The sequence below is a fragment of the Streptomyces formicae genome, assembly GCF_002556545.1.
GTDB classification, from domain to species: Bacteria; Actinomycetota; Actinomycetes; order Streptomycetales; family Streptomycetaceae; genus Streptomyces; species Streptomyces formicae_A.
Map to the genome: position 1 here is coordinate 3817177 of NZ_CP022685.1, position 26344 is coordinate 3843520.

The window sequence follows — 26344 nt, forward strand, 5'->3', positions numbered from 1 at the left end:
GGTGGCCGGTCCTGCGGGTCGCGGAGCGCCTACCGCGAGCGCGCCGCCTGGTTCCTGCGGGTCAGCCAGAGCGTGCCGGCAGCGCCCGCGAGCAGCACGGTGCCGCCGAGGGTGCCGAGGGCGATCGCCGAGTCCGCGGGTCCTGTCTGGGGCAGTTCCTCGCCGCCGGAGGGGGCGCTGTTGGACCCCGTGCTGCCGGAGCCGCCGGTCGATCCCGAGCCACCCGTCGTACCACCGGAACCGTCAGATCCGCCCGAGCCGCCGGAGCCGCCCGATCCCTTGACGTCCAGTTCGAGGGAGGGCTTGGGGCTGTTGGACGGGGTGCACGTGGTGGTCGTGCCGAGCGCCTTGATGGTGAGGACACCGGCCGTGAAGGTGACCTTGCCGCTCTTCTTGGGCGTGTACGTCCCCGACAAGTCGCTGATCTTGATGGGCGTGTTGGCGGGAATCGCCTCGGTGTTCGCCGCTCCGGAAACCGGCACGGTGCCGCTCTCGGCGCCGCCGAGCTTGATCACCGCACTTGGCTTCATCGCGCCCTTGCCGAGCTCCACCGGGCTGGAGGAGACGCCCTTCTGGAAGGACATGGTGAGTTTGTAGCCGCTGCCGCTCTTGACGCTCTTGATGTCGATCGGCGAGACCGCGCCCTTGTTGCCGATGGGCGTCTTGCACTGGTAGTTGACGTCCTGGACCGTGGCCTGCGCGGCTGGAGCGGCCATCAGCACCGCTGAGCCGCCGGCCAGGGCCGCGGCAAGCGCGAGCGCGGCCCCTCGTTTCTGGTACGACACCTCGTGTTCCCCTCATGCCGGTCGGGCGTGCCGCGGGTGCGGAGTTACTGACGGCACATCAGATTGGGCGCTCAAGGTACGCCTGGGGCGTTGTCGAGGGAAGACAAAGGACACGCCGGATCCGGCGCGCACTAACCACGGGTAACAGGATGGGTCGCGGGTCGGGAGCGGGCTGTGTTCACCTGCGGGCGCATCACGCCTGGCCGCGCAGTCCCCCGCGCCCCTAAGGGGGCGCCCTCCGGACTGCGCAGGTGAGCCCCGTAAGGGGCGCGGGGAACTGCGCGAGCAACCACAACGGACCCGCGGCTAAAAGGAGGGGACGGCGCGCCCAGCCACAACGAACCCGCGGAAGACGAGCCGACGCCAAAGGATCCGCTCAGCCGCGCCGGTCAGGCGGGCGCGCCGAGCTCCGCCCACACCGTCTTCCCCGTGACCCCGGGCGCCCGCACGACACCCCAGTCCAGGCAGAGCCGCTGCACGATGAACATCCCGTGCCCACCGGGCCGCCCCGCCCGGTGCGGCGTACGCGGCGCGGGCTGCCCCGTCCCCCGGTCGGAGACCTCGATCCGCAGGACCTTCCCGTCGCAGGAGAGCCACAGCTCGTCCGGGCCCTCCGCATGGAGACACGCGTTGGTGACGAGCTCGGAGACGACGAGGAGCACGTCCTCGGCGGCGGCACGCCGGTCGGCGCCCTCCGCGGGCAGCCAGCCCCACGCGTACAGCGCCTGGCGCGTGTAGTCCCTGGCGAGCGGCACGATGCCACTGGCGCCGTTCAGGCTCAGCCGGCGGACCTGACGCCCCGCGGGAGCGTCCGCGACGGCGGCCTCGGACTCCGGGCCGCGGTCGCCCGGCGAGTAAGGCCGGGTGGTGCTCATCAGCGCTTCACCTCACCGACAAGGAAACTGAGGACTCTGTACACATCGGGGGACACATCGGGCGACACGTCGGAGGACGCGTCGAGGGGCACTTGCTGGGCATCGGCTGCTCGCCGTCTCTGGCTGTTGATGTCTGTCTGTTGGCGGATCCAGGTCTCTCCTGCCCGGCCGAACCGTGAGAACACCCACTTATTCGGTATGGACCATGTGACGCTGGTAACGCCTTGATCACACAGAGACAACTGACGCGTAACTTTCGCGTTCGACCTTCATGAACTCAGTCGGCCAGGGCCGATTCGAGCGTCTCGTGAACGGTGAAGACGGCCTCCGCACCGGTGATCTCGAAGACCCGGGCCACCACCGGCAGCATCCCGGCCAGATGGACTCCGCCCCCCGCGGCCTCGGCCTTGAGCCGGGCACCGAGCAGCACATTGAGTCCCGTGGAATCGCAGAACTCAAGACGTGAGCAGTCGACGACGAGGCGTGCGTAGCCGTCTGCCAGGCAGTTTTCGAGTGGTTCGCGCAACAGATCGGCCGTGTGGTGATCCAACTCACCCGCAGGGGTCACCACGGCACTCGTGCCCGCCTTCCGCACTTCGACCAGAAGCCGGCCCCTGTGTGCGCTGCCGACCGTCCCGCGGTCCATGCCGTCACTCTCTTCCGACCGTCGTGGCTGTTGATGACGCCCCTGAACATTACGCCTTCCGTACGGTCCGGGGTACCCGAACATCCCCCAGAATTCGGACATTTCGCCACGGAACGCACTTGCGACCGAGTTGCCGAAGCGGGTAGGGGTAGAAGAGACAGCAATCGACACGACGGCTTTGGAGGCGCCGCACACCGCAGTGCACGTACTGGCATCGGCAGCCATATGCCGAGAACGATGGAGGACACCATGTCACCCCGGCTCGACGAATCGCGCACTGACCAAGCGACGTCGACACTCCCGCCTACCCGCTCCGCAACCGAGATCCCGGGTCCTGCCACGGAGGCCACGCCCAGCACGACGGCCCCCGAAGCCCTCGAAGGGCTCCAAGACCTTCCCGAGATCCCGCCGTACGACGAGGTGGGGCCGCTGGATGCGCGGGCCCTGTCCAAGACCCTCTTCGAGCGCCTCGAATCGCTCGAGGAAGGCACTCACGAATACGCGTACGTCCGCAACACCCTCGTCGAACTCAACCTCGCCCTGGTGAAGTTCGCCGCCTCCCGGTTCCGCTCCCGCAGCGAGCCGATGGAGGACATCATCCAGGTCGGCACCATCGGCCTGATCAAGGCGATCGACCGCTTCGAGCTCAGCCGCGGCGTCGAGTTCCCCACCTTCGCGATGCCGACGATCGTCGGCGAGATCAAGCGATTCTTCCGCGACACCAGCTGGTCGGTCCGGGTACCGCGCCGGTTGCAGGAACTCCGTCTGGACCTCGCCAAGGCGGGCGACGAACTCGCCCAGCAGTTTGATCGCGCCCCCACGGTGGGCGAGCTCGCCGAGCGCCTGGGCATCTCCAACGACGAGGTCGTCGAGGGGATGGCCGCGTCCAACGCCTACACGGCGAGCTCCCTGGACGCGCAGCCGGAGGAGGACGACTCCGAGGGCGCGCTCGCGGATCGCATCGGCTACGAGGACCACGGACTCGAAGGCATCGAGTACGTCGAGTCGTTGAAGCCCCTGATCGCCGAACTGCCGCAGCGCGACCGGAAGATCCTCGCCCTGCGCTTCGTCGCGAACATGACGCAGTCGGAGATAGGCGACGAGCTCGGCATCTCCCAGATGCACGTCTCCCGCCTGCTCTCGCGCACGCTCGTCAAGCTCCGCAAGGGGCTGACGGTCGAGGAGTGACGCGGCGTCACGCCATTTGTGAGGGTTCCCGTGGGGCCCGTCCACTGACTCTTCCGGTCAGAACGGACGGGCCCCACACCCATCTCCTGACCGTTCGCGGAACCTTCACACCTCCTCGGCGAGTGCCGCTTCGACGGCGGCCTCGGCGTGCAGCCGGGTGGTGGGGAACACCGGGACCGGGCTGTCCTCGGCTCCGATGAGCAGCTCGATCTCGGTACACCCGAGGATCACGCCCTCGGCACCCTGCCGCTCCACGAGGTCCGCGATGACCTCTTGATACGCGGCCCGCGACGCCTCTCTGACCACTCCGAGGCACAACTCCTCGTAGATCACCCGGTGCACGAGGGCGCGCCCTGCCTCGTCGGGGACGACCACGTCGAGCCCGTGCCCGGCGAGCCGCTCGCGGTAGAAGTCCTGCTCCATGGTGAACGCGGTCCCGAGCAGCCCCACACGTCGTACGCCCGCGCGCAGGACAGCGGCGGCGGTGGCGTCCCCGAGGTGCAGCAGCGGCACGGAGAGCGCGTCGCGCACCTGGTCGGCCACCTTGTGCATGGTGTTGGTGCAGATGAGCACGAGATCGGCCCCGGCCGCCTCAACTCCCTTGCCCGCGACGGCAAGCACCTCCCCGGCCCGCTCCCACTCCCCCGCGACCTGGAGCCGCTCGATCTCGGCGAAGTCCAGGGAGTACAACACGACCCGCGCCGAGTGCAGCCCGCCGAGACGCTCCCGCACGAGTTCGTTGAGCAGCCGGTAGTACTCCGCGCTGGACTCCCAGCTCATGCCGCCGATGAGGCCGATGGTCTTCATGGGGCCAGGGTCGCATCCGGGTGGTCACGTCAGGCGGGCACGTCAGGCGGGCAGCGTCATGCCGTGGATGACCGCCGGGCCGTAGTCCACGCCTTCCAGGGCGAGGGCCAGCGCCAGCCGTCGCTCCGCCTGGAGAAGGCGGCGTTCGGCGGCGCGGTAGTAGGGGCGGGCGAGAGGAGCACCGCTCACGTCGACCGGACGACCCTCGGCGGCGTCACGTGCGTACGGGCTGCGCGGGAGGCGGGTCGGGGCGCTCGGGCCGGGGCGTAGCGGGGACTCCTCCGCTACCGCCACCGTTTCCGCTTGGGCTTCCGCTTCCGCTTCCGCGACGGGAGCGCGACGGGTGCCCGTGCCGGGCAGGAGCCGGGCGAGGAGGCGGCGCAGCACCTACCCCTCCCCCAGCTCGCACCAGACGGTCTTGCTGTCGGGCCCTTGTTCCACGCCCCAGCGGAGCGAGACGGCGTCGAGCAGGGCGAGTCCGCGACCGGTCTCGTCGTCGCTGCCCGCGCTGCGGAGCAGGGGCCAGGCGCGGGGATCGGGATCGGTGACGGCGACGCGGATCCGGCCGGGGGCGCGGGTGAGGCGGACGGTGACGGGGGTTCCCTCGCCGAGGTGGCGGATCACGTTGCTGAGCAGCTCGCTGACGCAGAGCTGTACGTCGGGGTGGGGGCCGTGCGGGTGCCATTCGCTCAGGGTGCGGCGGAGTTCGGGGACCGCTTTGGGGACGGCGAGGAGGGCGAACTCGATCTCGGGGTCTCTCATGGCGGGGTACGCCTTCCGTGCGCTCTGTGATGGATTGGTCACACAGTGGCGTGGGGGCGGCGTAGCGTGACAGGGGTTTGGGTTCCACAGTGCGAGGTGTGGAAGGCGGTCAACTGTGGCGGCACGCAAGGACATCGACGGCTCGGCGAGCGTCCCCGCCTTCTACGGCAAGGAGCTGCGCTGGAAGCGGGAGGCGGCGGGGCGCACGCTTCAGGAGACGGTGGAGGGCAGTTACTTCGGGGCGTCGTATCTCAGTGAGATCGAACGCGGCCAGCGGCGTATGCCCATCGAACTGGCCCGGCACGTGGACCATTTCCTGAAGACTGACGGGTTCTTCGAGCGGCGGTGCGCGGATGTGCACAAGGCCCGGAGGAGCAAGCACGCCGAGTACTTCGCCCACATCGTGGATCTGGAAGCGCGAGCGAAGGAGATTGAGGAGTGGAACCCAACCCTGATCCCCGGGCCACTTCAGCTGGAGCCGTACATTCGCGCGGTTATCCACGCCAGTCTCCCCCACGATTCCGAGGAATCGATCAAAGCCAAAGTCGAGGCGAGACGCGAGCGAGCGTGGCTCTTCGAAGACGCGAAGGGGCCCGAGTGCTGGATCGTGCTGCACGAGTCGATCCTTCGGCAACCGATCATCGGGGAGGACGAGATGGCGGAGCAGCTCGCCCATATCCTCGCCGTCGCCGAGCGCCGTCGTTTCATTCCACAGATCCTTCCGTGGAATGCCGGAGCGCACCCCTTCATGATGGGCACGACCTGGCTCATGACCTTCACTGATGCCCCGCCGATCATGTACACGGAGGGCATGTACAGCGGGCAGATCATCGACGAACCGGAACTCGTGGGGCAGTACACGAGCGCGTACGGTCGCCTCAAAGCCGCGGCAATGCCGCCCAAGGAGTCGCTGAGGATGATCGAGAGAGCAGCTGAGGAGTACGGAAGTGGCAAGTGTGGACGCTGACTTGAACATCACCGTCTGGCGCAAGAGCAGCTACAGCAACGGCTCCGGCGGCCTCTGCCTCGAAGTCGCCGACGGCCTCCCCGGTGTCGTCCCCGTCCGGGACTCCAAGGTCACGGAAGGGCCCGCCGTCGTGTTCCCCGCGACCGCGTGGGCCCCGTTCATCGGCGCCGTCGCAACGGGTGAACTGCCGCTCTGACGGGCACATTCAGCACACCACAGGGCAGGAGGGGGCCCGTATGACGCGCGACGAGCGTACCGAGGCGGCAGGCGCCAACGAGTGGCAGGACACCTGGTCCCAGCTTCAGGTCGGTCTGCAACAGAAGCAGAACGAGCTCGCCGAGTTCGAGCGAAGGTCCACCGAGTTCCGGTACCTACTGCCGTCCATGGTCACGGGCTTGTTAGCGACCCCCGAGTACGTCGCCGCAAGCCTTTCCCGTTTTCCCGGCGACCACCGCGAGGCCATAGCGAAGAAGCTGGAGCGACAAGCCGTCCTCCGTGACACGTCGAAGCGGTTCACCTTCATTCTGACCGAGCAGGCCGTCAGGTGGCCCTATCTCCCGTCCCCCGCCATGGCGGTGCAGTTGGAGCGGCTGGCGGCTGCCAGCCTCCTACCGAGCGTGCGTCTCGGAGTGATCCCGCTGAGCGGCCACATGCCCGTCGCTCCCTTGAACACGTTCACGGTCTATGACGATCAGATTGCAACAGTGGAGTCTTCTACCGGAGTCATGGTGTTCCGGGACCGCCGCGATGTCGCCGCATATCTGAACGAGTTCGACGGGTACGAGGAGTACGCCCTGTTCGGGGAGAAGGCACGAGAACGACTGGCCTCATGGGGTCGCCAGTTCCTTTCCTGATCGTCTACCCAAGGCGCGCGAGGAACGGACCCGCTTCACCGGAAGCCTCGGCGCACATATTGAAGGAGGCCCTCCGTGCTCTTGGATGGTGAGAAATGGGCTCTGGCACAGATCTTGGGGAGTGGTCGCGGAGGGTCACCCAAGCCGGTCGTCGCCTGAAGCGGTGTTCGTCTGGGGGTTGTGGACCATGATTCGCCCTGCGAGCCGGACCGTGCATGCCACGATAAGCCCATGAGTGATGAGCGCCGCGGTTTACTTGCCGAGAAGACACCATTCCCCGACGACCTCGATGATCGCCTGCATGCCCAACTCACCTTTCTCGTCGAGATCGACCAGCTCAAGACCATCCTCCGTCAGTCTCCCCTTGCTGCGACGGACCGCCGTGAGAACGACGCGGAGCACTCCTGGCACCTGGCGATGATGGTGGTGATCCTCGCCGAACACTCCGACGAACCCATCGACGTAGGTCACACCATTCAGCTCGTCCTCCTGCACGATCTGGTGGAGATCTACGCCGGTGACACCCCTCTGTACGACAGTGCCGCGGGGAGCGATCAGCACGACCGGGAAGTAGCGGCTGCCGACAAGCTCTTCAGCTTGCTTCCGGCGGATCAGGCTCGGCGCGTGCGGCTTCTGTGGGACGAATTCGAGGAACGTCGCACTCCCGAAGCCAAATTCGCCAAGGCGATGGACCGGCTGCAGCCACTCCTTCTCAACTGGATGGCGCGCGGTGGTACGTGGCGTACTCCGGGCGTCACCGCTGACGATGTCCGGGCCCGCAAGGCAGTGATCGGTGAGGCATCCGCCTCCCTGTGGAGGGCTGGGCGACGTCTTATCGACGAGGGTGAGACGCGCGGCTGGTCGCGACGGGCCACGCCCCAGGGGTGACGGGTGCCGCGTCGGCTGCTCTGCCCTGGAGAAACGTGTCACGGCGGTCACTGAAGCAGGATCATCTTGCGGAGTAGTTCGAATCCGGCTCGTCCGTAGAGCTGCCTTTTGATCTTCTTGATGCGGTTCACGGCGTTCACGGCGCCTTCCGTGCCGCCGGAGCTCCAGTGCAAGGTGAGACCGGCGGTCACCGCATCGAGGTCTCGGAGCAGGTGGAGGGCGAAGTTCGTGAGGCCGGGCAGCTGGCTGGCATCGACGGCCTCGATCCATGCGGGGAGCGTGGGACCCAGCCGGTGAGCCAGGATCTCACCGAAACCGCGGACATGTTCGGCCGCGATATCCAGTTCAGGACAGCGAGCCAGGACGTCCTTCAACGCGGCGCGCTCGTCCTCCTTCAGGGTTGAGGGGTGGCGGGTGAGCCAGCCGGTGACCCGCCTCACGGTCGGTGGCGGGGGCGGCGCCTGCGGCGGTGCGGCGCGCAGGGTGGCAATGTAGGCGCGGACCATCTGATAGGTGACGGGGGCGTTCTCGGCGGTCAGTTCGCGATGCAGGCGAGTGACGCTCGTGCAGCCTGCGGCGAACCGGCGCTCCAGATAGGGCTTGTAGGGGTCCAGGCGGCTGGGCCGGGGTCGGTTCTCCCGGAGGGTGTCCTGCCAGGCGGCGGCACGTGCGTAGCGCAGCACGGTGTTGAGTCCCCAGCCCAGATGCCGGGCGATCGCCAGGCGGGAGTGGCCCTGGGCGAGCAGCTCGTGGACCAAGGCGTGCGCGGCCTTCTTGCGCTGCGCCCGCCGGCCATCAAGGTCCGGTCCGCCGCACACCGAGTCATTGGGCGACGCCTCAGCGTCCGTTCGTGTTGGCGCTGTGAGTCCGTTCAGGCACTCGCGGTGGGCGGCGACACATGTTTCCACGGCTCGGCCGATGCCCTGCCACAGGTGGAACCGGTCGGCGACCTGGATCGCGGCGGGAGCGCCCAGTCGCGCGCCCTCGGCATAGGCCGGCCTGGAGGGCTGGGTGGCGACCGCTCCGTACGACAGGGTGATCTCCACGGCAGCCGTACGAAGCTGCGGGTGCGTGGAGGGGTCGCGTCAGGTCGGTTCGTCGGCGGGGCCTGTTACATGTGGGTTCGGAGCCATCGCCCCAAGAATCAGCTCGTGCCCCCGGTCGACAGCCGGAAGGTTGCCTCGCCCATCGACCCTGAAGAAGTCCTGGGGCGTGGCTGGGCTCAGGACTTCGCGCTGGGGCTGTATCTGCCGGACGTGTCCCTGACTCATCGTGGAGAAGGCGCGGAGAGGCAGGTGCAGCTCTGGGACGAGGGAGGAACGTCGGTCGCGATCGTCGATTACGGCGAATGGTGGCGCGACCGAGCGGTGACCGTCTACGGAGAGCGGGACCTCTGGGCCGAGCTGGTCGGGGCGTACAGCGCGTAGTGCCTTGCCGGGCGGCCGGACTACCGGCGGTTCGGGCTCACGTACGACGAGGCCGGTGAGCACCTCTGGCTCGATCGTCCGGAAGGCATCCTGCGGTCCAGGGCGACTTGGTGACCCGCCCCTCACACCCGCCCCTCACACCCGCGCCAACACCGCCGCCCGTGACCGCGCAAGAACCACCCCTCCCAGGGCCACCCCCCAGCACACCAGCACCAGAAGCGGGCGCAGCCAGGGTGTGTCCGTGTCGCCCGGGGTGACCAGCGTGGCCAGTTGGTCCAGGGAGCGGGTCGGGAGGTAGTCGGCTGCCTGGCGCAAAGTCGTGGGGAAGTCGTCCAGGGGGAACCACAGGCCGCCCAGGAGTGCCAGGGGGAAGAAGACGCCGAGGCAGGTGAACTGCGCGGCCTCGCCCACCGCGACGAGGCCCACGGCCAGGCCCGCCACCACGAAGACCGCGCTGGCGGCCCAGATCACGGCGAGCGCGGCGAGCCAGTCGGTCGCGGGCATCGACACGTCGTTGACCAGTGCGCCAAGCGCGAAGACCACCAGGGTCGCGGGCAGGGTGGCCAGCCAGGCGGTGAGGGCCTTGGCGCCCAGGTAGGCGCGGCCCGAGAGCGGGGTCAGCAGGATCTGGCGGGCCCAGCCCTCGCCGCGCTCCGCGCCGAGGCGGATGCCCGCCGCGTTGAGCGCGCCGAAGAACGCGCCCGACACCGACATGGAGAGCATGTAGTCGCGGGCGAAGTCCGGGCTGTCCGAGATGGCGTCGGACGCCACCACGGTGAACATCAGGTAGAAGCCCGCGGAGAAGAGCACCGAGAAGGTCAGGAAGTAGCCGCTGCGGATGAGGCAGAGGGTGTCCAGTTTCGCGTAGCGCAGCATGTCAGTGGTCCTCCTGGAGGAGGGTGGCGACGGCGTCCTCCAGGGATGCCGTGGTGAGGGTGAGGCCGCGCGGCACGGTCCCGGCGGCGCCGCCGACCTTGGCGTAGAGCGCGGCGAGCGTCGCGTCGCTGTCGGTGGTGGTGAGGACGCGGGTGCCGTCGTCGCGTTCCTCGGTCGTCCGCACGCCGGGCAGGCCGCGCAGCATGCTGTCGGGCAGCGGCTCGTCCGTACGGAAGGAGACGCGGCTCTCGGTGAAGGCCGAGCGCAGCTCGTCGACCGTGCCGTCGGCGACGATCCGGCCCGCCCTGAGCACCACGACGCGGTCGGCGAACTGCTCGGCCTCGTGCAGGTAGTGGGTGGTGAAGAGCACCGTCGCGCCGCCCCTGGCGCGCTCGTTGAGGATCTCCCAGAAGCGGGCGCGCGCCGCCACGTCGAGGGCGACGGTGGGCTCGTCCAGGAAGAGCAGCCGGGGCAGTCCCGCAAGGGCGAGGCCGAGGCGCAGGCGCTGCCGCTCGCCTCCCGACAGCTGCGTCACCTGTCGTCGGCTCAACTCGCCGAGTCCGCACTCGGCCAGGACCTCTTCGCTGGTGCGGCGCCCGTACAACTCGGTGATGAGGGTGATCAGTTCGCCTACGCGGACATTGCGCATCAGGCCCGACTCCTGGAGCATCGCGCCGAGTTCGCCCGCCGCGAGCGCGGGTTCCGGCGGGCCGCCGAGCACCTCGACGGTGCCCGCGCTCGGCCGCAGCAGACCCAGCATGACGTGGGTCAGCGTCGTCTTGCCCGCGCCGTTGGCGCCGAGCAGCGCCACCCGCTCACCGCGCCGCACGTCGAGGCCGACCCCGGAAAGGGCCCGTATCCGGGCGCCGCCGCGCCGCCGGACGACATCGACATCACGCACGCGCACCAGAATCTCCGCCGCCGTCATCCTCGCCCCTCGCCCCTAGCCCCTCGCCTGATTCCGACGCCATCGAGCCGCGCCAGAGTAGCAGTAGATCGTTTTGGGGAAAGGGGTCGCAATCGTTCAGCAATGACATTTGTCACCGGTTATCGATGACGCGGCCTGGTGAATTCCGCGTTGACAGGCGAGTTCCGGCCTTCTGATACTTGGGCACTTGTGCGGGACATTCACCATTCACGTTCCGCGCTTCATCGATAAGTGATCCGGGAGGTGAATTCACTTGAAGATCGAGAGCGTGATCGTAGTCGAGCACCGCAGTTCGGCCCTCCAGCCGGGCCTCGTGTCGGCGGCCGACGGCGCCGCCTTCGGCGTCGTGGTGCCCGGGGCGTCCTCCTGCTGCGCAGGTTGTACGTCCACGTCCTGCGGAGCCGTAGTGCGCCCGCTGGCGTAAGCAGAAGGGGTGCCGGGCGCGCGCGGCCCGGCACCTCCAGGGGCGGCACGGCGCCGCAGGAAGAAGAGAGAGATGATTCCCAAACCTGTCATCATCAATGTTCCTGTCGACGACGTCGACGCCGGAATCGATTTCTACGAGGGGTTTCTCGGGCTCCGGCTCGCCCGCTCGCTCTCGCCCGAGCAGATTTCTTTCCACGCACCCGTTTCGAGCGACGGCATACTGCTCACCGTCAATAAGCGGAATTTCCCCGGCGAGGGCCCGACCGTGATGTTCGCCGTCGAGGACATGGACGCGGCACTGGCGTCCTGGAAAGCGGCGGGCGGCACCGTCGTGGCCGGACCCTATGACCTTCCGCTGCCCCAGAAGATCCGTGACGAATTCCGTGATCAATTCCGGGACAGCCCCTTCTACCGGGGTGAGGCGGGCGACTCCATGGGGCGGGGCGCGAGCCTGCACGACGCCGAGGGCAACCGCCTGGGGATCGTCGAGCTCAGCGAGTGGGCGCACGCGACGTTCGCCCTCGGCGCGTACGCGAACCCGGTCAGCGAGGAGCAGTTGAAGGACCAGTCGATCGCGCTCGCCCGGCGGGTGCCCGCCAGCACCCAGATGTTCGACGCGGCGGGCGAGACGGCCGCCGCGGGCGAGACGGGCTCTGCGGGCGAGACGGGCGAGCGGCACCGGTCAGGAGGGCCCACCCCATGAACGAGGATTCCGGTCTCACCGAGTTCAGCCTCGGCATCAACGCCTACCGCGTACTGGCGCCCGAGGCACGGTCGGTGGGCGTGCGCACGCACCAGCTCCGCTTCGACAACCTGGGCGCCGAACCCGCCGCCGCGACCGGCAGCCGCGTGGCCGAGGAGTTCCTGACGGCCAGCCGACTGCGGGCCCACGACCGCGAGGGCGTCCTGTCCGCCGCCGACTACTTCGGCGACTCCATGGTCACCACGCTCGCCCAGCTCGACGACGACCCGGTCGCCACCCACCAGCGGACCGAGCTGCCCGCGTCCGTCGCGGCCACGATGGAGCTCGGTGAGGCCCTGATGCGCCGCCGCAGCGTACGCCGCTACAGCGGGGACCCCATCGCCGCCGCCGAACTCGCCACCGTCCTGCGGCTCGCCGACGGGCTCACGGCGGAGGCCGACGTGGAGCTCCTGCGCGGCGGCCACGAGACGTTCCGCTTCCGTACGGCGCCCAGCGGGGGCGGCCTGTTCCCGGTCGCCCTGCACGTCGTCGCGCTCGACGTGAGCGGACTCGACGTGGGCGTCTACCGCTACCAGCCGGTCCGCGACGTCCTGGTCAAGGAGGACGGCAGGGCGGGCGTCGACCGGGTGCTCGACGCCTTCACCACGCCGGGCACCGCGATCGCCTTCGACACCGCCGCGGCGCTGGTGGTCATGGTCGCGAGCCCCTGGCGGAGCATGCGCAAGTACGGGCCGAGGGGCCTGCGCTTCGTGCTGCACGAGTCCGGCGCCATCGCGCAGAACATGCACCTCGCGGTGACCTCGCTCGGCCTCGGCTCGACCGACTGCGCCAGCTTCGTCGACGACGAGCTGCACGCGGCGCTCGGCATCGACGGGGTGCTGCGGGCGGCCGTGCACTCGGTGGTCCTGGGGAGGCTGGAGTGACGGGCGCCCCCGCCGGAGGGACCGGCGCCGGCCGGGACCTCCTCGTCTACCTGCACATCCCGTTCTGCCGCTCCAAGTGCCACTTCTGCGACTGGGTCACGGAGGTGCCGACCGCCGAGCTGCTGCTCAAGGAGACCGACCAGCCGCGGCTTCGCTACATCGACGCGCTCTGCCACGAACTCACCGAGCGCGGCGCCGCGTTGGGCGCCGCGGGCTACCGGCCGACCATCATCTACTGGGGCGGCGGCACCGCGTCCATCCTCTCCCTCGAAGAGATCGCGAAGGTGAGCGCGGCCCTGCACGAGGCGTTCCCGCTGCTCGGCGACCCGCGTGCCGGACTGCGCGAGGCGACGATCGAGTGCAGCCCCGAGACCCTCGACCCCGACAAGCTCGCGGCGTTCCGCGAGGTCGGCTTCACCCGGCTGAGCAGCGGCGTGCAGTCCTTCGACGACCGGCGGCTGCGCACCCTGGGCCGCAGCCACGACGCGGACCAGGCACGGCGCATCGTCCAGGAGGCGGCCGACGCCGGGTTCGAGGACATCAGCATCGACCTGATCTGCGGCTTCCCCGGGCAGCCGCCCGCCGAGACGTACGACGCCGTGCGCACCGCGCTCGACCTGCCGCTCACCCACGTCGCGCTGTACCCCTACCGGCCCGCGCACGGCACGGTGATGCGCCGCCAACTGGGCAGGGGCAACCGGCACATCGACCGCGACGAGCAGAAGCGGGGCTACGCCGCGGGGGCCGAGCTGCTCGTCGACGCGGGCTTCCCGGAGTACGCGATGAGCCACTTCGGCTCCCCCGACCACCTCTGCCACAGCGACCTGACCTACTTCCAGCTCCGCTCCGACTGGGCCGGGTTCGGCTCCGGCGCCACCTCGGTGCTCGAAGGCCGCTACCTCTCGCACGCCCGGGGCCGCCTCCTCGACTACAACCGCGACCCGCTCGCCTTCGAGGAGGACTACGAGCTGGCCTCGGCCGCCATCGCGCCGCGCCTGCTCTACCAGTCCCTGACGACGTACGAGGGCGCGCGCCGCGACTGGTGGCAGGAGCGCACCGGGCGCCCCTTCGACGAGGTGATGGACCAGCGCGCCTGCCGCACCCTCCTCGACTTCTTCGCCTCCGTCACCACCGTGGAGCGCGACGAGGAAGGGCTGCGGCTGCCTCCCGACGACGTCGCCGACGCCTTCATCGAACTGCAGTACCTGAACGCGCCCCGGCAGGGGCGCACCGATCTGTCCGTGACTGCCGCCGCACTCATGGGCTGACCCGACCGGGAGGAGAAGTCCGTGTCCACGCGACGCACCAGCCGCACCGTGCGCATCAAGTCCGTCTACGCGGTGGTCCCGCACGACAGGAACACGGTGGAACTGCGCTCCGGCGTATGGAATCCACAGTCGATCACGCTCGTCGACCACAGCGGCGCCGGCCGCCTCAGCACCCTCGTCAGCGGTCTCGACGGCACCAGGGACCGCGCCGAGCTCGCCAAGGAGGCCGGGGTCACCAGGACCGAACTGGAGGCGCTGATCGACCACTTGGACCAGCTCGCCGTACTCGAACACGGCCCCTCCACCGCGCTCGACGCCTACCTCGACCGCACGGCGAGCGGGCGCGTCGAGGAGGCCACCCTGCCGTCCCTGCGCGTCCTGGGCGGCACGGCCGCCGCGCAGGTGGCGGGGCTGCTCGGCGCGCACGAACAGCTCACCGTCACCGCGCCCGACGCGCACGCCGAGCAGCTGCGGCTCCTGGACGAGTGCCCGCTGGACGTCCTGGAGGACGGCCTCGCCTTCGAGCGGTTCGTGGAGAATTTCGAGGACTGGCGGGGCTGTCTGCTCGTGCACGTCGCCGACGCCGTGCACCCGCTGCGCCTCGCCGTCCTGAACCGGGTCGCGCTCGCGCTCGGCACCCCCTGGATCCAGGCCGCGCTCGACGGCCCGCTGCTCCTGGTGGGACCGACGTTCGTGCCGGACAGCACGGCCTGCTTCACCTGCTTCGAGACCCGCGTGGTGATGAACCTCCGCGAGGGCGCCGCCTACCAGCGCTACAAGAAGGCCCTGGCGGGCCCCGGCGCCGCGGCCGGGGAGCAGGGCGACGGCGGCACCGGCGTGCTCTCCTCGCTGCTCGCCTCGCACACCGCGCTCGAAGCGCTGAACATGGCGGTCACCGGCATGACCAGCACGGTCGGCAAGGTGCTCGGCGTCTATCTGCCGTCGATGGAGATGGTCTACTCCGAGGTGCTCAGGCTGCCCGGCTGCCCGTCCTGCGGCACGGTGCCCGAACGCGACGGCACCGAGGTCTACTTCGACGTCAGGCGGTGGGTCGATGCCTGAGCTGCGCACCGCGTCGGGACTCCGCCTGGTCGAGCCGCCCGACGCGCAGACCCGCCGGCTGCGCCGCCGCATGCACGCGCCGCTGTGCGGCCTCATGCCCCAGCTCGGCTTCCTCACCCGGCCCCGGTACGCGCCCCGCCTCATGGTCTCGGGCGGCGACCTCACCGGCGTCCACGTCCTGCGCGACCAGCCGCGCCCCAAGCTGGGCAGCTACCACATCGGCGGCTACGGGATACGTCCCCACGAGTCGCACATCCGCACCCTGGGCGAGGTGGTGGAGCGCTACGCCGGGTACGTCGCCGCCGTGAGCGGCGCCTTCCCCGTGCGGTTCGCCCCCGAGGCCGACCTCGCGGACGAGCCGCACTTCCCGGTCGGCTCCTACGTCCCGTACACCCAGGAGCAGTTGGCGAGCGACGGCTTCCCCTTCCGGCGTCCTCTCCCCGACGAACCGCTGGGCTGGAGCCGCCTCACCTGTCTGCGCGACGGCACCGACACCTGGGTGCCCGCGCAGCTCACGACGGTCGGCTACGTGGTCCGCGACGCCGAGGGCGAACCCTGGGTGCAGCCCGCCGTCACCACCGGCACCGCGGCGCACACCGACCCGCACAAGGCGGCGCTCGGCGCGCTCCAGGAGATGGTGCAGATCGACGCGGCCGTCGGGCACTGGTACGGCGGGACCAGGTCGGTGCGCATCCGGCCAGGGACACGCTGCGCGGCGCTGCTCAGGATCGTCGCCAGGCACTGCCATCCCCTGGGCGGGCAGCCCGAGTTCCACCTGCTGCCCAGCGCCGACCTGCCCGGCTTCACCGTCGCCTGCCTGATCCGCGAGCCGGGCGGGCAGATCCCCGCGGTCGCCGTCGGCCTCGGCATCGACGTACGCCTGGAGTCCGCCATGTACAAGGCGTTCCTGGAAGGCGTCGGGGTGCGGGCGCTCGCGACCTGGACGAGCGTCCAGGACCACGCCACGGGGGCGGCCGCACGCTCCGCCACGGGGTCCGCCGCCGACGACGAGGCGATCTTCGACCTGGAGAGCAACGTCGTCCTCGCCGCGTCCCCCCAGGGCGCCCGCGTGGTCGAGGAGCGCTACGGCGACTGCGACGAGGCGAACGCCGACGACCTGCCGCCGGATCCTGCGGTCGCGGATCCCGACGCCTGCGTGCGCGCTCTCGTGCGGGCCTTCCACGACACCGGCAAGCGCCTCTACGGCGGCGATCTGACCACCGTGGACGCCGCCGCACTCGGCTTCGTGGTCGCCCGGTTCTGGAGCCCCGACCTGCTCACCCTGCCGCTGCCCAGCGCCCCGACGGCGGCCCATCCCCGGTTCCCGGCCTACGGAGGGTTCCAGCGGCATGCCCCTCATCCGTTCCCCTGAACTGACCGGCGCCGTACCGGCCGACACCCGTCCGCTCCTCGCCGCCACCGTCGTCGTCCTCGGCCTCGCGTCGATGACCGTCGCCGCCCATCTGCACACCCGCTGGGCGGGCCTGCGACGGCTGCCGATGCTCGGTCTGCACCTCGGCGTCTGCGGCCTCGCCGTGCTCGGCGGCGCCGCGCTGCTCGGCACGGGCGTGCTGCGGCCGGTGCGGGACGCGGGCTGGGCGGGTCTCGGGGCGGGGCTGCTGCTCGGTCCGCTCGTGGCGTACGCGGCCACCCGCGCCGACCGGTCGGTGACGCGGTGGTGGGGGCGGCGGGCCGGGCACTCCGTGCGCGACGACCGTCCGGTGGCACTGCGTTCGGGGCACGCGCGGCCCGCCGGGGTCGCCGTCGCGGGGGCCGCGCCCGCCGGGCGGCGCACCGGGCTCATCGAGGCGCGCAACGACTTCGCGCCGACCTCCGCGGACCTGCGGGTACGGCTCCCGCTGCTGCTCGCGGTGGCGGCGGCCGAGGAACTGGTCTACCGGGGCGTGCTGTTGGGCCTCGCGCTGCGGGCGGGGCCCGTGCTCGTCGTGGTCGGCGCGGTGCTCGGCGCACAGCTCGTCTTCGCCGTCTCCCACGTGTTCTTCGGCTGGGGCCAGGTCCTCTCCAAGCTGCCGCTGGCCGCGCTGTGCACGGGCGCGGTGCTGGTCACCGGCACGGTGCTGCCCGCCGTCGTCGGGCACGCCCTCTTCAACACCTGGGTCTGGCGCTACCACCGGGCGCGGCCTTCGGCGGCCCGCCCGACCCGCCCCGCCGCCTCGGCCTGGGGGACGGCCCGATGAGTACGCCGCTGCGCGTCCTCGTCCTGGTCGCGGTCGTGCTCCTCTACTACTGGCTCGGCAAGGCCGTGCTGTTCCGCGCCGTGCGGCACCTCGCGGCCGTGACCCGGATCGGCCCGGCCCGCTGGAACACGGCGCAGCGCGCCGACGTCTTCGAGCTGGCCGCGGCGGGGGCCAGCCACGTCGTGGTGGTGGCGGCGCTCCTGGCGGTGACCGGGATCGGGCCCGGCATGCTGGTCTCGGGCCTCGCCCGGCCCGAGCTGCTCGGTCTCGGGGTGCTGCTCGGCATCGGTGAACTGGCCATCGGGTCGCTGATCTGCCGGGCGCTGATCGAGGTGAAACTGTCGGGAGGCGGGCGGCGGCGGGGGCCTGCCGTGCCCGCCAACTCCGCACGGCACGTGGGTGTTTCAGGAACGGGCGTACGCGCGCCCACCCCCGTCCGCACACGGCCCCGCGAGGACCGCGGGCTCTCCCTGCGCTCCTGGCTCGGGCGCTCGCGCGGCGGGTGGATCCGGCATCACCTCACCGCCCTGAAGGTGCTTCCGCTGTGGGCGGCGCTCGGCCTGACCGGGGTCCAGGTCGCCTCCGAGGAGCTGGTGTTCCGGGGCATCGCCCTCACCTGGCTGCGCGACGCGGGGCCCTTCGTCGCGCTCTCCACCTCCATCGTGCTGTTCGTCGTCATGCAGGCGTTCTTCATGTCCACCTGGCAGGGCGCGATGTTCCCCCTGGTGGGCGGCGTGGTGATGGGGGTCGTGCACGGCCTGGTGTTCTGGGCGGTGCCGGACGTGGCGCCGCTCGTGGTGGCCCATGTCGTGTTCTTCGTGTTCGCCGTCATCTGAAGGAGTACCCACGTCATGGAGCACGGCCTGTCGTTCCTGCCCGATGCCGAACACCACGGGCTGCCCGCGCCCGAGTACTTCCGGACGCTGCTCGACCTCAGCAGGCTCGCCGACGAGGCGGGGCTCAGCCACGTGAAGATCACCGAGCACTATCTGCGCGCCTACGGCGGCTACTGTCCGAGCCCGCTGGCGTTCCTGGCGAGCGTCGCCTCCGTCACGACGCGGGTGCGGCTGATGACCGGCTGCGTGCTGCCGGTCTTCCACCATCCGCTGCGGCTCGCGTCGGAGGCGGCGATGGTGGACGCGCTCAGCGGGGGGCGGCTCGACGTGGGGTTCGCGCGGGCGTATCTCCCTTACGAGTTCGAGGCGTTCGGGGTGCCGATGGACGGCAGCCGCGAGCGGTTCACCGCCACGGTGGACGCGGTCCTGCGCCTGTGGACCGAGGAGAAGGTCACGGTCGACACGCCGTACTTCCGGTTCGCCGACGCGACGGCGCTGCCCCGCCCCGTGCAGTCCCCGCACCCGCCGACCTGGATCGCGGCCGTCCGCTCCCGGTCGAGCTTCGCGTGGGCGGGCGAGCAGGGGCACGGGCTCCTGGTGACTCCGGCGCTGACGCCGCTGGAGGAGATGGCCGACCACATCGCGGTGTACCGGGAGAGCTTCGCGCAGGCCGGGCGCCCGGAAGGCCGCTCGCGGGTGCTCGCGAGCCTGCCGCTGTACGTCGGCAGGGACGACGGCGAGGCGTTCGCGACGGCGGACCCGCTGCTCGCCCACTACCTGCGCGTGTGGGCCGAGTCGACGGACGCGTGGACGACGACGGTCTCCACGGACTACCGCGGCTACACCGGCATGAGCCGGGCGATCCGCGCGATGACCCCCGAGTCGTTCCGCACCCTCGGCGGCGCGGTCGTGGGCGGCCCGCACCGGGTCGCCGACCGCATCCGGCAGATCGCCGACGTCCTCGACGTGGACGGCTTCCTGTGGCAGGTGGACTTCGGCGCGGTCGGCGGGGCGGTGGCCCGTGCGGGCGTGGAGCGGTTCTGTGCGGACGTCCTGCCGGAACTGGCCGATCCCGCGCAGCGGGGCGGAACCGGCCGGTGAGGCTTGGCGGGCCCGCCGCGCGGCGAGCGCCCAGATCCGGCCCGGCCGGACGGCCACCGCAGCCGACTCGCCGCTCGACGCGCAGCAGTTGCGCGTACGTCCTGGCCGAGCTGGCCGGACCGGTTGGAGCGGACGGGTGGCCTGACCGGCCGGTGACGCCCGACGGTCCCCGCCGCCCCGCGACCGCTCAGATCCAGCCCAGCCGAGCCGCCGCCGCAGCCGCCTCGTGGCGGTTGCGCGCGCCCGTCTTCGTGATCGCTCGTGACAGGTAGTTGCGCACCGTGCCCGGAGACAGGGAGACGGTGGCCGCTATCTCGGCCACCGTCGTCGACTGTCGTGATACGCCCAGGACTTCGCATTCGCGCGGGGTGAGCGGACATCGTTCGGTGAGCAGGGCGCGGACGGACAGGTCCGGGTCGAGTACCCGCTCGCCCGCCATGACCCGCCTGAGGACGTCCCGCAGGCCCCTGATCGAGACGGTCTTCATGACGAAGGCGGACGTCCCCGCCGCCACCGCCCTGCGCAGCTGCGCGACGTCCCCCGCCGTGGTCAGGATGACGCTGCGCGCGCAGGGGCAGTGCCTGCGGAGCGCCGCCACCGTCTCCAGGGGCTTCTCGGTACGTTCCAGGTCGACCAGGACCACGTCCGGTGCCAGCCGGACGGCCTCGCGCACCACGTCCGTCCTGGCCTCGGCGTCGCCGACCAGGCGCAGCCCGGGCTCCTGTTGAAGAAGGCGCGTGAACGCCTTCCTGTCGAGCGTGTCGTCCTCCGTCACCAGCACGGTGATCTCACGGCGCCGGGTCCTCACAGCACTGTCGGTCTCCACTCCTGCCTCCCCCGTAAGACATCCGCGGACCTCCACGGACATCCGTTCCAGGCTGCCACGCCTGGCCGGTTGTGCGCCCCATGCGATTCCGGCCAAGGGCCGTGGCCCCAGGCGCCCCAGAGCTCACTCCCGTGTCAGGCCACCGGCTCCCCGCGCCGCCACACGCGCGTCACCAGCGGCACGCCGGGACGGTAGGCGAGGTGCACGTGACTCGGGGCGTCGAGAAGGGCCAGGTCGGCGCGGGCGCCCACCGCGATCCGGCCGACGTCGTCGCGGCGCAGGGCCGCCGCGCCGCCCGCCGTGGCCGACCAGATCGCCTCGTCGGGGGTCATGCCCATGTCCCGTACGGCGAGGGCGATGCAGAAGGGGACCGAGGAGGTGAAGGACGAACCCGGGTTGCAGTCCGTGGAGAGCGCGACCGTGGCGCCCGCGTCGAGGAGGCGGCGGGCGTCCGGCCACTCGGCCCGGGTGGAGAACTCGGCGCCGGGGAGCAGGGTGGCCACCGTGTCGCCCTGCGCGAGGGCGTCGACGTCGGCGTCCGTCAGGTGCGTGCAGTGGTCCGCCGATGCCGCGTCCAGCTCCACCGCGAGCTGGACGCCAGGACCGTACGACAGCTGGTTCGCGTGGATGCGGGGGTGCAGGCCCTTCGCCTTGCCCGCCGTCAGGATCGCGCGGGCCTGGTCGCCGTCGAAGGCGCCCTTCTCGCAGAAGACGTCGATCCAGCGGGCGTGCGGGGCACAGGCGTCGAGCATCTCGCCCGTCACCAGCTCCACGTACGCCGCCGGGTCCTCCGCGTAGTCGGGGGAGACGATGTGCGCGCCGAGGTAGGTGACCTCGTCCGTGTGCGCCGACGCGATGCGCAGGGCCCGCGCCTCGTGCTCCGTCGTGAGGCCGTAGCCCGACTTCGTCTCGAACGTGGTCGTGCCCTGGCGCAGCGCCTCGGCGAGGTAGCGGACGACGTTGGCCTCGAGTTCCTCGTCGCTCGCCGCGCGCGTCGCCGCCACCGTCGTGCGGATGCCGCCCGCCGAGTAACTCCGGCCCGACATACGGGCGTTGAACTCCTGCGTGCGATCGCCCGCGAAGACCAGGTGGGAGTGGGAGTCGACGAAGCCGGGGATCACGGCCCGGTTCTCCGCGTCGTACGTCGTGTCGGCGGCGGGCGCCTTCGCGGCGGGGCCGACCCAGGCGACGTTCTCGCCGTCCAGGACGACGGCCGCGTCCGTCAGGAGGCCGATGGGGCTTCCGTCCCCCTGGGAGGGGTCGTTGGTGACGAGGCTGGCGATGTTGGTGATGAGGGTGGTGGGCATGGGTTCCTCTGCGGGTGGGTGGGGGCGGGCGTCTTGCCTCCGGCGGTTCTTTCCCCGATCCCGCCCCTTCCCGAAAACTTCCGGCTCCGCCGGACGGGGCTCGGTCGATCACCGGCTTCGCCGAGTTCGTCCTCAAGCGCCGGACGGGCTATGTGCCCTGCGGCACGGGGGGAAAATTCAGCCCCTCCGGCGTTTGAGGAGCGGGGTCCGGGGCGGAGCCCCGTGGCAGGGGCCGGGTCGCGCGGGTCGGGTTAGTCTCTGAGCGCCGCGATCGCCTCCGCCAGCGCCGACGGCACGTCGGGGACCAGGGCGTGGACACCGCCGCGTACGACATGACGGCCCCCTGCCACCGTGTGGCGGACGTCCGCCGACGTCCCGGCGAAGAGCACCGTCTCGGCGCCGAGGCGCGGGACGGGACCCGCCGTGCGGACCGAGTCCAGGGCGATGGTCGTGAGGTCGGCCAGAGCGCCCTGCTCGATGGCGCCCGCGTCGGGCCAGCCGAGGGCCGCGTGGCCGTCGGCGGAGGCCGCGCGCAGCAGGGCCGCCGCCGTCCAGTGGCCGCGCGTGTGCGAGCGGAGCCGCTCGTTCAGCTCCATCGCCCGCGCCTCTTCGAGCATGTCGATCACCGCGTGGCTGTCGCTGCCGAGCGAGAGCGGGCTGCCCGCCCGCTGGAGGCGGACGGCGGGGCCGATGCCGTCGGCCAGGTCGCGCTCGGTGGTGGGGCACATGCAGGTGCCCGTCGACGTGCCGCCGAGCAGCGCGATGTCCTCGTCCGTGAGGTGCGTGTTGTGGACGCCCGTGGTGCGCGCGCCGAGCACGCCGTGGTCGGCGAGCAGGCGCGTCGGGGTGCGGCCGTGGACGGCGAGGCACGCGTCGTTCTCCGCCGTCTGCTCGGAGAGGTGGACGTGGAGCGGGGCGCCGCGGGCCCCGGCCCACTCCGCCACCGTGCCCAACTGCCGCGCGGGGACCGCCCGTACGGAGTGGATCGCCGCGCCGATGCGCGCGTGGTCGCGGTCCTTGAGGAGCGAGGCCCGCTCCGCCCACGCCTGCGTCGTCCCGTCGGAGAAGCGGAGCTGATGGTGGTTGGGCTCCTTGCCGCGCTCCTCGTCGAGCAGGCCGGAGGCGACGTACGCCGTGTCCAGGAGCGTGATGCGCACGCCCGCGTCGGCGGCCGCCTGGATCAGCGCCTCGCCCATCGCGTTGGGATCGGCGTACGGCGTGCCGCCGGGGCCGTGGTGGAGGTAGTGGAACTCGCCGACCGTGGTGATGCCCGCGAGCGCCATCTCCGCGTACACCGCACGCGCGAGCGCGTGGTACGTCTCGGGCGTCAGCCGGTCCGCCACCGAGTACATGACCTCGCGCCACGTCCAGAAGGTGCCGGAGCCGACCTGGACCGTGCCGCGCAGGGCCCGGTGGAAGGCGTGCGAGTGGGCGTTCGCGAGGCCGGGCAGTGTCAGGCCGCGCAGCACCTCCGCACCCGGTGGGGGCGCCTCGGCGCCCGTGCGGACCGCCGTGATCCGGTCGCCGGTCACGTCCACCGCCACGCCCGGCTCGACATGGGTGCCGAGCCAGGCGTGCTCCAGCCAGTACGTGTCCGTCCGCTCCGTCGTCACCTGCACGCCAGCCCTTCCAGTACGTCCGCCAGTGCGGTCACCCCGGCCAGGCAGTCGTCCTCCGCGGCGTGCTCGGCCGGGGAGTGCGAGACGCCCGTGGGGTTCCGTACGAACAGCATGGCGGTCGGGATCGAGCCGGACAAAATACCCGCGTCGTGTCCCGCGCCCGTGCCGAGCACGGGCAGCGGCCTGTCCGTGCCCGCGCCCAGGATCGCGCCCAGCTCGTCGCGGAGCGCGTGCTCGAACTCGATCACCGGCGTGAACGACTCGCGTACGACGTCGAGGTCGATGCCGTGCCGCTCCGCGTACTCGCGGGCCGCCTTCTCGATGCCGGTGACGACCGTGTCCAGGGACTCCTGGTCGGGGGCGCGCGAGTCCAGCCAGCCGCGGACGAGGGACGGGATCGCGTTGACGCCGTTCGGCTCGACGGAGATCTTGCCGAACGTGGCCACGGCGCCCGCGAGTTCGGCCTCGCGGCGGGCGGCGAGGACCGTCTCCGCGTAGCTCAGCATCGGGTCGCGGCGGTCCACGAGCCGGGTCGTGCCCGCGTGGTTGGCCTCGCCCCTGAAGTCGAAGCGCCAGCGGCCGTGCGGCCAGATCGCGGACGCGATGCCGACGGGGTCGCCCGACAGGTCGAGGGCGCGGCCCTGCTCGACGTGCAGCTCCACGAACGCGCCGATGCGGGCGAGGCGTTCGGGGTCGGCGCCGATGCCGTACGGGTCGTAGCCCGCCGCCTCCATCGCCTGCGGCAGCGTCACGCCGTCGCCGTCGCGGAGTTTGTGCGCGGCCTCGATGGTGAGCTGTCCTGCGGCGAGGCGTGAGCCGACGCAGGCCAGGCCGAAGCGGGCGCCCTCCTCGTCGCCGAAGTTGACCAGCGCGAGGGGCCTGGTGAACTCCACTCCCCTGTGGCGGAGTTCGTCGAGCGCGGCGAAGGAGGAGACGACGCCGAGGGGGCCGTCGAAGGCGCCGCCGTCGGGGACGGAGTCCAGGTGGGATCCGGTGACGACGGCGTCCCCCTGGCGCGGGTCGCCGAGCCAGGCCCACTGGTTGCCGTTGCGGTCCAGTTCGTAGGTGAGGCCCCGGGTGTCCGCCTGTGCCTTGAACCACGCCCGGCAGTCGGCGTCGGCGCCGGTCCACGCGTAGCGGCGGTAGCCGTTTGAACCGGTGTCCCTGCCGATGGGCTTGAGGTCGCGCCACATCTCCTGGAACGAGGGGGCCGATGTCGCGGGGCTCTGCCCCGGACCCCGCTCCTCAAACGCCGGAGGGGCTGGATTACCGGCCCCCGGAGCCGCTGAATTCCCGGCCGCCCGAGAGGCTGGATTACTCACTCGCCCTCCCGCATGGGAACCCGCACGCCACGCTCGTCAGCCACGCGCTCCGCGATGTCGTACCCCGCGTCCACGTGCCGGATCACGCCCATGCCCGGGTCGTTGGTGAGGACGCGGCGGATCTTCTCGCCCGCGAGCGCCGTGCCGTCGGCCACCGAGACCTGGCCCGCGTGGATCGAGCGGCCCATGCCGACGCCGCCGCCGTGGTGGAGGGAGACCCAGGAGGCGCCGGACGCGACGTTCACCATGGCGTTCAGGAGGGGCCAGTCGGCGATCGCGTCGGAGCCGTCGAGCATGCCCTCCGTCTCGCGGTAGGGGGAGGCCACCGAGCCGCAGTCCAGGTGGTCGCGGCCGATGGCGAGGGGCGCGGCGAGCGTGCCGTTGCCGACCATGTCGTTGAACATGTCGCCCGCCTTGTCGCGCTCGCCCTGGCCGAGCCAGCAGATGCGCGCGGGGAGGCCCTGGAAGTGGACGCGCTCGCCCGCCATCTTGATCCAGCGGTGGAGGGACTCGTTCTCGGGGAAGAGGTCGAGGAGCGCCTTGTCCGTCTTGTGGATGTCGGACGCCTCGCCGGAGAGCGCCGCCCAGCGGAACGGGCCCTTGCCCTCGCAGAAGAGCGGGCGGATGTAGGCGGGCACGAAGCCGGGGAACGCGAACGCGCGGTCGTAGCCCGCGAGTTGGGCCTCGCCGCGGATCGAGTTGCCGTAGTCGAAGACCTCGGCGCCCGCGTCCATGAAGCCGACCATCGCCTCGACGTGGCGCGCCATGGACTCGCGGGCGCGGGTGGTGAAGCCCGCCGGGTCCTTGGTCGCGAGCGTCTCCATGTCGTCGAAGTCGACGCCGACGGGGAGGTACGCGAGCGGGTCGTGGGCCGAGGTCTGGTCGGTCACGATGTCGATGGGCGCGCCCTCGGCCAGCATCTGCGGCAGCAGCTCCGCCGCGTTGCCGAGGAGGCCGATGGAGAGCGGGCGGCGGGCGTCGCGGGCCTCGGTGGCCAGCTGGAGGGCGTGGGCCAGGCTGTCGGCCCGCACGTCCAGGTACTTGTGCTCGATGCGGCGCTCGATGGCGCGCGGGTCGACGTCGATACAGATGGCGACGCCGTCGTTCATCGTCACGGCGAGCGGCTGGGCGCCGCCCATGCCGCCGAGTCCGGCGGTGAGGGTGATCGTCCCCGCGAGGGTGCCGTTGAACCGCTTGGCGGCGACCGCGGCGAACGTCTCGTACGTGCCCTGGAGGATGCCCTGCGTGCCGATGTAGATCCAGGAGCCCGCGGTCATCTGGCCGTACATGGTGAGGCCGAGCTGCTCCAGGCGGCGGAACTCCTCCCAGTTCGCCCAGTCGCCGACCAGGTTGGAGTTGGCGATCAGGACGCGCGGGGCCCACTCGTGGGTCTGCATCACGCCGACCGGGCGGCCGGACTGGACGAGCATCGTCTCGTCCTGCTTGAGGGTCTTCAGCGTGCGCACCATCGCGTCGAAGGAGCGCCAGTCGCGGGCCGCCTTGCCGGTGCCGCCGTAGACGACGAGCTTGTCGGGGTGCTCGGCGACCTCGGGGTCGAGGTTGTTCTGGAGCATGCGGAGGGCGGCTTCCTGCTGCCATCCCAGGGCGCTCAGTTCAGTGCCGCGAGGTGCCCGAACGGGGCGGGGTCCTGACATGGCGGTGCCTCCTAGCATGCGACTGTGACCTTGATATTCACATCCTGATGGCCTGAATAGAGCTAGTCAATAGCGAACGAATGCACGAGTACGCC

At 71.0% G+C, this 26344-nt stretch carries 28 protein-coding genes; 14 read left to right on the forward strand and 14 right to left on the reverse strand.

The window, feature by feature from the left end:
* Positions 1-29: 29 nt before the first annotated feature.
* From KY5_RS16325 to KY5_RS16335, 3 genes are all read right to left on the reverse strand, one after another.
* Positions 30-785: an LPXTG cell wall anchor domain-containing protein gene (locus KY5_RS16325; protein WP_199843104.1), complete on the reverse strand. Its 756-nt coding sequence runs from the start codon at positions 783-785 to the stop codon at positions 30-32.
* A gap of 389 nt (positions 786-1174) precedes the next feature.
* The gene (locus KY5_RS16330) at positions 1175-1660 is read right to left on the reverse strand and encodes an ATP-binding protein (RefSeq protein ID WP_098242936.1); all 486 of its coding nucleotides are present in this window, start codon (positions 1658-1660) and stop codon (positions 1175-1177) included.
* A gap of 277 nt (positions 1661-1937) precedes the next feature.
* A complete protein-coding gene (locus KY5_RS16335) occupies positions 1938-2306 on the reverse strand; it encodes an STAS domain-containing protein (RefSeq protein ID WP_098242937.1) in 369 nt (122 codons plus the stop codon).
* A gap of 249 nt (positions 2307-2555) precedes the next feature.
* On the opposite strand from KY5_RS16335, the gene KY5_RS16340 reads away from it, so the two are divergent.
* On the forward strand, positions 2556-3494 hold the full coding sequence (locus tag KY5_RS16340; protein ID WP_098242938.1) for an RNA polymerase sigma factor SigF: 939 nt from the start codon (positions 2556-2558) through the stop codon (positions 3492-3494).
* Between the two features lie 105 nt (positions 3495-3599).
* On the opposite strand, the gene KY5_RS16345 is transcribed toward KY5_RS16340, so the two are convergent.
* Genes KY5_RS16345 through KY5_RS16355 form a run of 3 tightly spaced genes read right to left on the reverse strand, consistent with a single transcriptional unit; the run spans position 3600 to position 5063 of the window.
* Entirely contained in the window at positions 3600-4301 is a 702-nt protein-coding gene (locus KY5_RS16345) for an aspartate/glutamate racemase family protein (RefSeq protein ID WP_098242939.1), read from the reverse strand.
* Positions 4302-4343: 42 nt separating this feature from the next.
* Positions 4344-4688, reverse strand: a complete 345-nt coding sequence (locus tag KY5_RS16350) for a hypothetical protein (protein WP_098242940.1) — start codon at positions 4686-4688, stop codon at positions 4344-4346.
* Positions 4689-5063: an ATP-binding protein gene (locus tag KY5_RS16355; protein WP_098242941.1), complete on the reverse strand. Its 375-nt coding sequence runs from the start codon at positions 5061-5063 to the stop codon at positions 4689-4691.
* A gap of 115 nt (positions 5064-5178) precedes the next feature.
* Here KY5_RS16355 and KY5_RS16360 point away from each other — a divergent pair, with 115 nt between their 5' ends.
* From KY5_RS16360 to KY5_RS16375, 4 genes are all read left to right on the forward strand, one after another.
* Positions 5179-6030, forward strand: a complete 852-nt coding sequence (locus KY5_RS16360; RefSeq protein ID WP_098242942.1) for a helix-turn-helix domain-containing protein — start codon at positions 5179-5181, stop codon at positions 6028-6030.
* Positions 6020-6226: a DUF397 domain-containing protein gene (locus KY5_RS16365; RefSeq protein ID WP_418952784.1), complete on the forward strand. Its 207-nt coding sequence runs from the start codon at positions 6020-6022 to the stop codon at positions 6224-6226. Before KY5_RS16360 ends, KY5_RS16365 begins: the two co-directional genes overlap by 11 nt.
* 40 nt (positions 6227-6266) lie before the next feature.
* On the forward strand, positions 6267-6884 hold the full coding sequence (locus KY5_RS16370) for a DUF5753 domain-containing protein (protein WP_098242944.1): 618 nt from the start codon (positions 6267-6269) through the stop codon (positions 6882-6884).
* A 231-nt stretch (positions 6885-7115) separates the two neighbouring features.
* The gene (locus KY5_RS16375) at positions 7116-7772 is read left to right on the forward strand and encodes an HD domain-containing protein (protein WP_098242945.1); all 657 of its coding nucleotides are present in this window, start codon (positions 7116-7118) and stop codon (positions 7770-7772) included.
* 47 nt (positions 7773-7819) lie between these two features.
* On the opposite strand, the gene KY5_RS16380 is transcribed toward KY5_RS16375, so the two are convergent.
* On the reverse strand, positions 7820-8818 hold the full coding sequence (locus KY5_RS16380; RefSeq protein ID WP_234362746.1) for a transposase: 999 nt from the start codon (positions 8816-8818) through the stop codon (positions 7820-7822).
* Positions 8819-8923: 105 nt separating this feature from the next.
* Between KY5_RS16380 and KY5_RS42525 the strand changes: the two genes are divergently transcribed.
* Positions 8924-9199 carry a hypothetical protein gene (locus KY5_RS42525; RefSeq protein WP_098242946.1) on the forward strand — a complete coding sequence of 92 codons (276 nt, stop codon included), beginning with the start codon at positions 8924-8926 and terminating at the stop codon, positions 9197-9199.
* A 135-nt stretch (positions 9200-9334) separates the two neighbouring features.
* Here the strand turns inward: KY5_RS42525 and KY5_RS16390 are convergent, their stop codons facing one another.
* On the reverse strand, positions 9335-10075 hold the full coding sequence (locus KY5_RS16390; RefSeq protein ID WP_098242947.1) for an ABC transporter permease: 741 nt from the start codon (positions 10073-10075) through the stop codon (positions 9335-9337).
* 1 nt (position 10076) lies between these two features.
* Positions 10077-10976, reverse strand: coding sequence for an ABC transporter ATP-binding protein (locus KY5_RS16395; RefSeq protein ID WP_234362747.1), 900 nt, complete (start codon positions 10974-10976; stop codon positions 10077-10079).
* Positions 10977-11499: 523 nt separating this feature from the next.
* On the opposite strand from KY5_RS16395, the gene KY5_RS16400 reads away from it, so the two are divergent.
* From KY5_RS16400 to KY5_RS16435, 8 genes are read left to right on the forward strand one after another with little or no spacing between them, the layout of a single operon-like run.
* Positions 11500-12132: a VOC family protein gene (locus tag KY5_RS16400; protein WP_098242949.1), complete on the forward strand. Its 633-nt coding sequence runs from the start codon at positions 11500-11502 to the stop codon at positions 12130-12132.
* Positions 12129-13055, forward strand: coding sequence for a SagB/ThcOx family dehydrogenase (locus tag KY5_RS16405; protein ID WP_098242950.1), 927 nt, complete (start codon positions 12129-12131; stop codon positions 13053-13055). The genes KY5_RS16400 and KY5_RS16405 overlap by 4 nt, the downstream gene beginning before the upstream one ends.
* Positions 13052-14323, forward strand: a complete 1272-nt coding sequence (locus KY5_RS16410; RefSeq protein WP_159072533.1) for a coproporphyrinogen-III oxidase family protein — start codon at positions 13052-13054, stop codon at positions 14321-14323. The genes KY5_RS16405 and KY5_RS16410 overlap by 4 nt, the downstream gene beginning before the upstream one ends.
* Before the next feature lie 21 nt (positions 14324-14344).
* On the forward strand, positions 14345-15385 hold the full coding sequence (locus tag KY5_RS16415; RefSeq protein WP_098242952.1) for a TOMM precursor leader peptide-binding protein: 1041 nt from the start codon (positions 14345-14347) through the stop codon (positions 15383-15385).
* Positions 15378-16757 (forward strand): YcaO-like family protein, encoded by a 1380-nt coding sequence (locus tag KY5_RS16420; protein ID WP_098242953.1) that lies wholly within the window; start codon positions 15378-15380, stop codon positions 16755-16757. Before KY5_RS16415 ends, KY5_RS16420 begins: the two co-directional genes overlap by 8 nt.
* Positions 16735-17583: a CPBP family intramembrane glutamic endopeptidase gene (locus tag KY5_RS16425; protein WP_098242954.1), complete on the forward strand. Its 849-nt coding sequence runs from the start codon at positions 16735-16737 to the stop codon at positions 17581-17583. Before KY5_RS16420 ends, KY5_RS16425 begins: the two co-directional genes overlap by 23 nt.
* A complete protein-coding gene (locus KY5_RS16430; protein ID WP_098242955.1) occupies positions 17580-18419 on the forward strand; it encodes a type II CAAX prenyl endopeptidase Rce1 family protein in 840 nt (279 codons plus the stop codon). Before KY5_RS16425 ends, KY5_RS16430 begins: the two co-directional genes overlap by 4 nt.
* Before the next feature lie 15 nt (positions 18420-18434).
* Positions 18435-19520 (forward strand): LLM class flavin-dependent oxidoreductase, encoded by a 1086-nt coding sequence (locus tag KY5_RS16435; RefSeq protein WP_098242956.1) that lies wholly within the window; start codon positions 18435-18437, stop codon positions 19518-19520.
* Positions 19521-19707: 187 nt separating this feature from the next.
* On the opposite strand, the gene KY5_RS16440 is transcribed toward KY5_RS16435, so the two are convergent.
* The 5 genes from KY5_RS16440 to hutU form a co-directional block, all read right to left on the reverse strand.
* Positions 19708-20346: a LuxR C-terminal-related transcriptional regulator gene (locus tag KY5_RS16440; RefSeq protein WP_159072534.1), complete on the reverse strand. Its 639-nt coding sequence runs from the start codon at positions 20344-20346 to the stop codon at positions 19708-19710.
* Positions 20347-20480: 134 nt separating this feature from the next.
* Positions 20481-21653: an imidazolonepropionase gene (hutI, locus tag KY5_RS16445; protein WP_098242958.1), complete on the reverse strand. Its 1173-nt coding sequence runs from the start codon at positions 21651-21653 to the stop codon at positions 20481-20483.
* Positions 21654-21904: 251 nt separating this feature from the next.
* Positions 21905-23266, reverse strand: coding sequence for a formimidoylglutamate deiminase (locus KY5_RS16450; RefSeq protein WP_098247291.1), 1362 nt, complete (start codon positions 23264-23266; stop codon positions 21905-21907).
* Complete coding sequence (locus KY5_RS16455) at positions 23263-24465, reverse strand: allantoate amidohydrolase (RefSeq protein ID WP_098242959.1); 1203 nt, start codon at positions 24463-24465, stop codon at positions 23263-23265. Before KY5_RS16455 ends, KY5_RS16450 begins: the two co-directional genes overlap by 4 nt.
* A gap of 125 nt (positions 24466-24590) precedes the next feature.
* Positions 24591-26249 carry a urocanate hydratase gene (gene hutU, locus KY5_RS16460; protein ID WP_098242960.1) on the reverse strand — a complete coding sequence of 553 codons (1659 nt, stop codon included), beginning with the start codon at positions 26247-26249 and terminating at the stop codon, positions 24591-24593.
* Between the last annotated feature and the right edge of the window lie 95 nt (positions 26250-26344).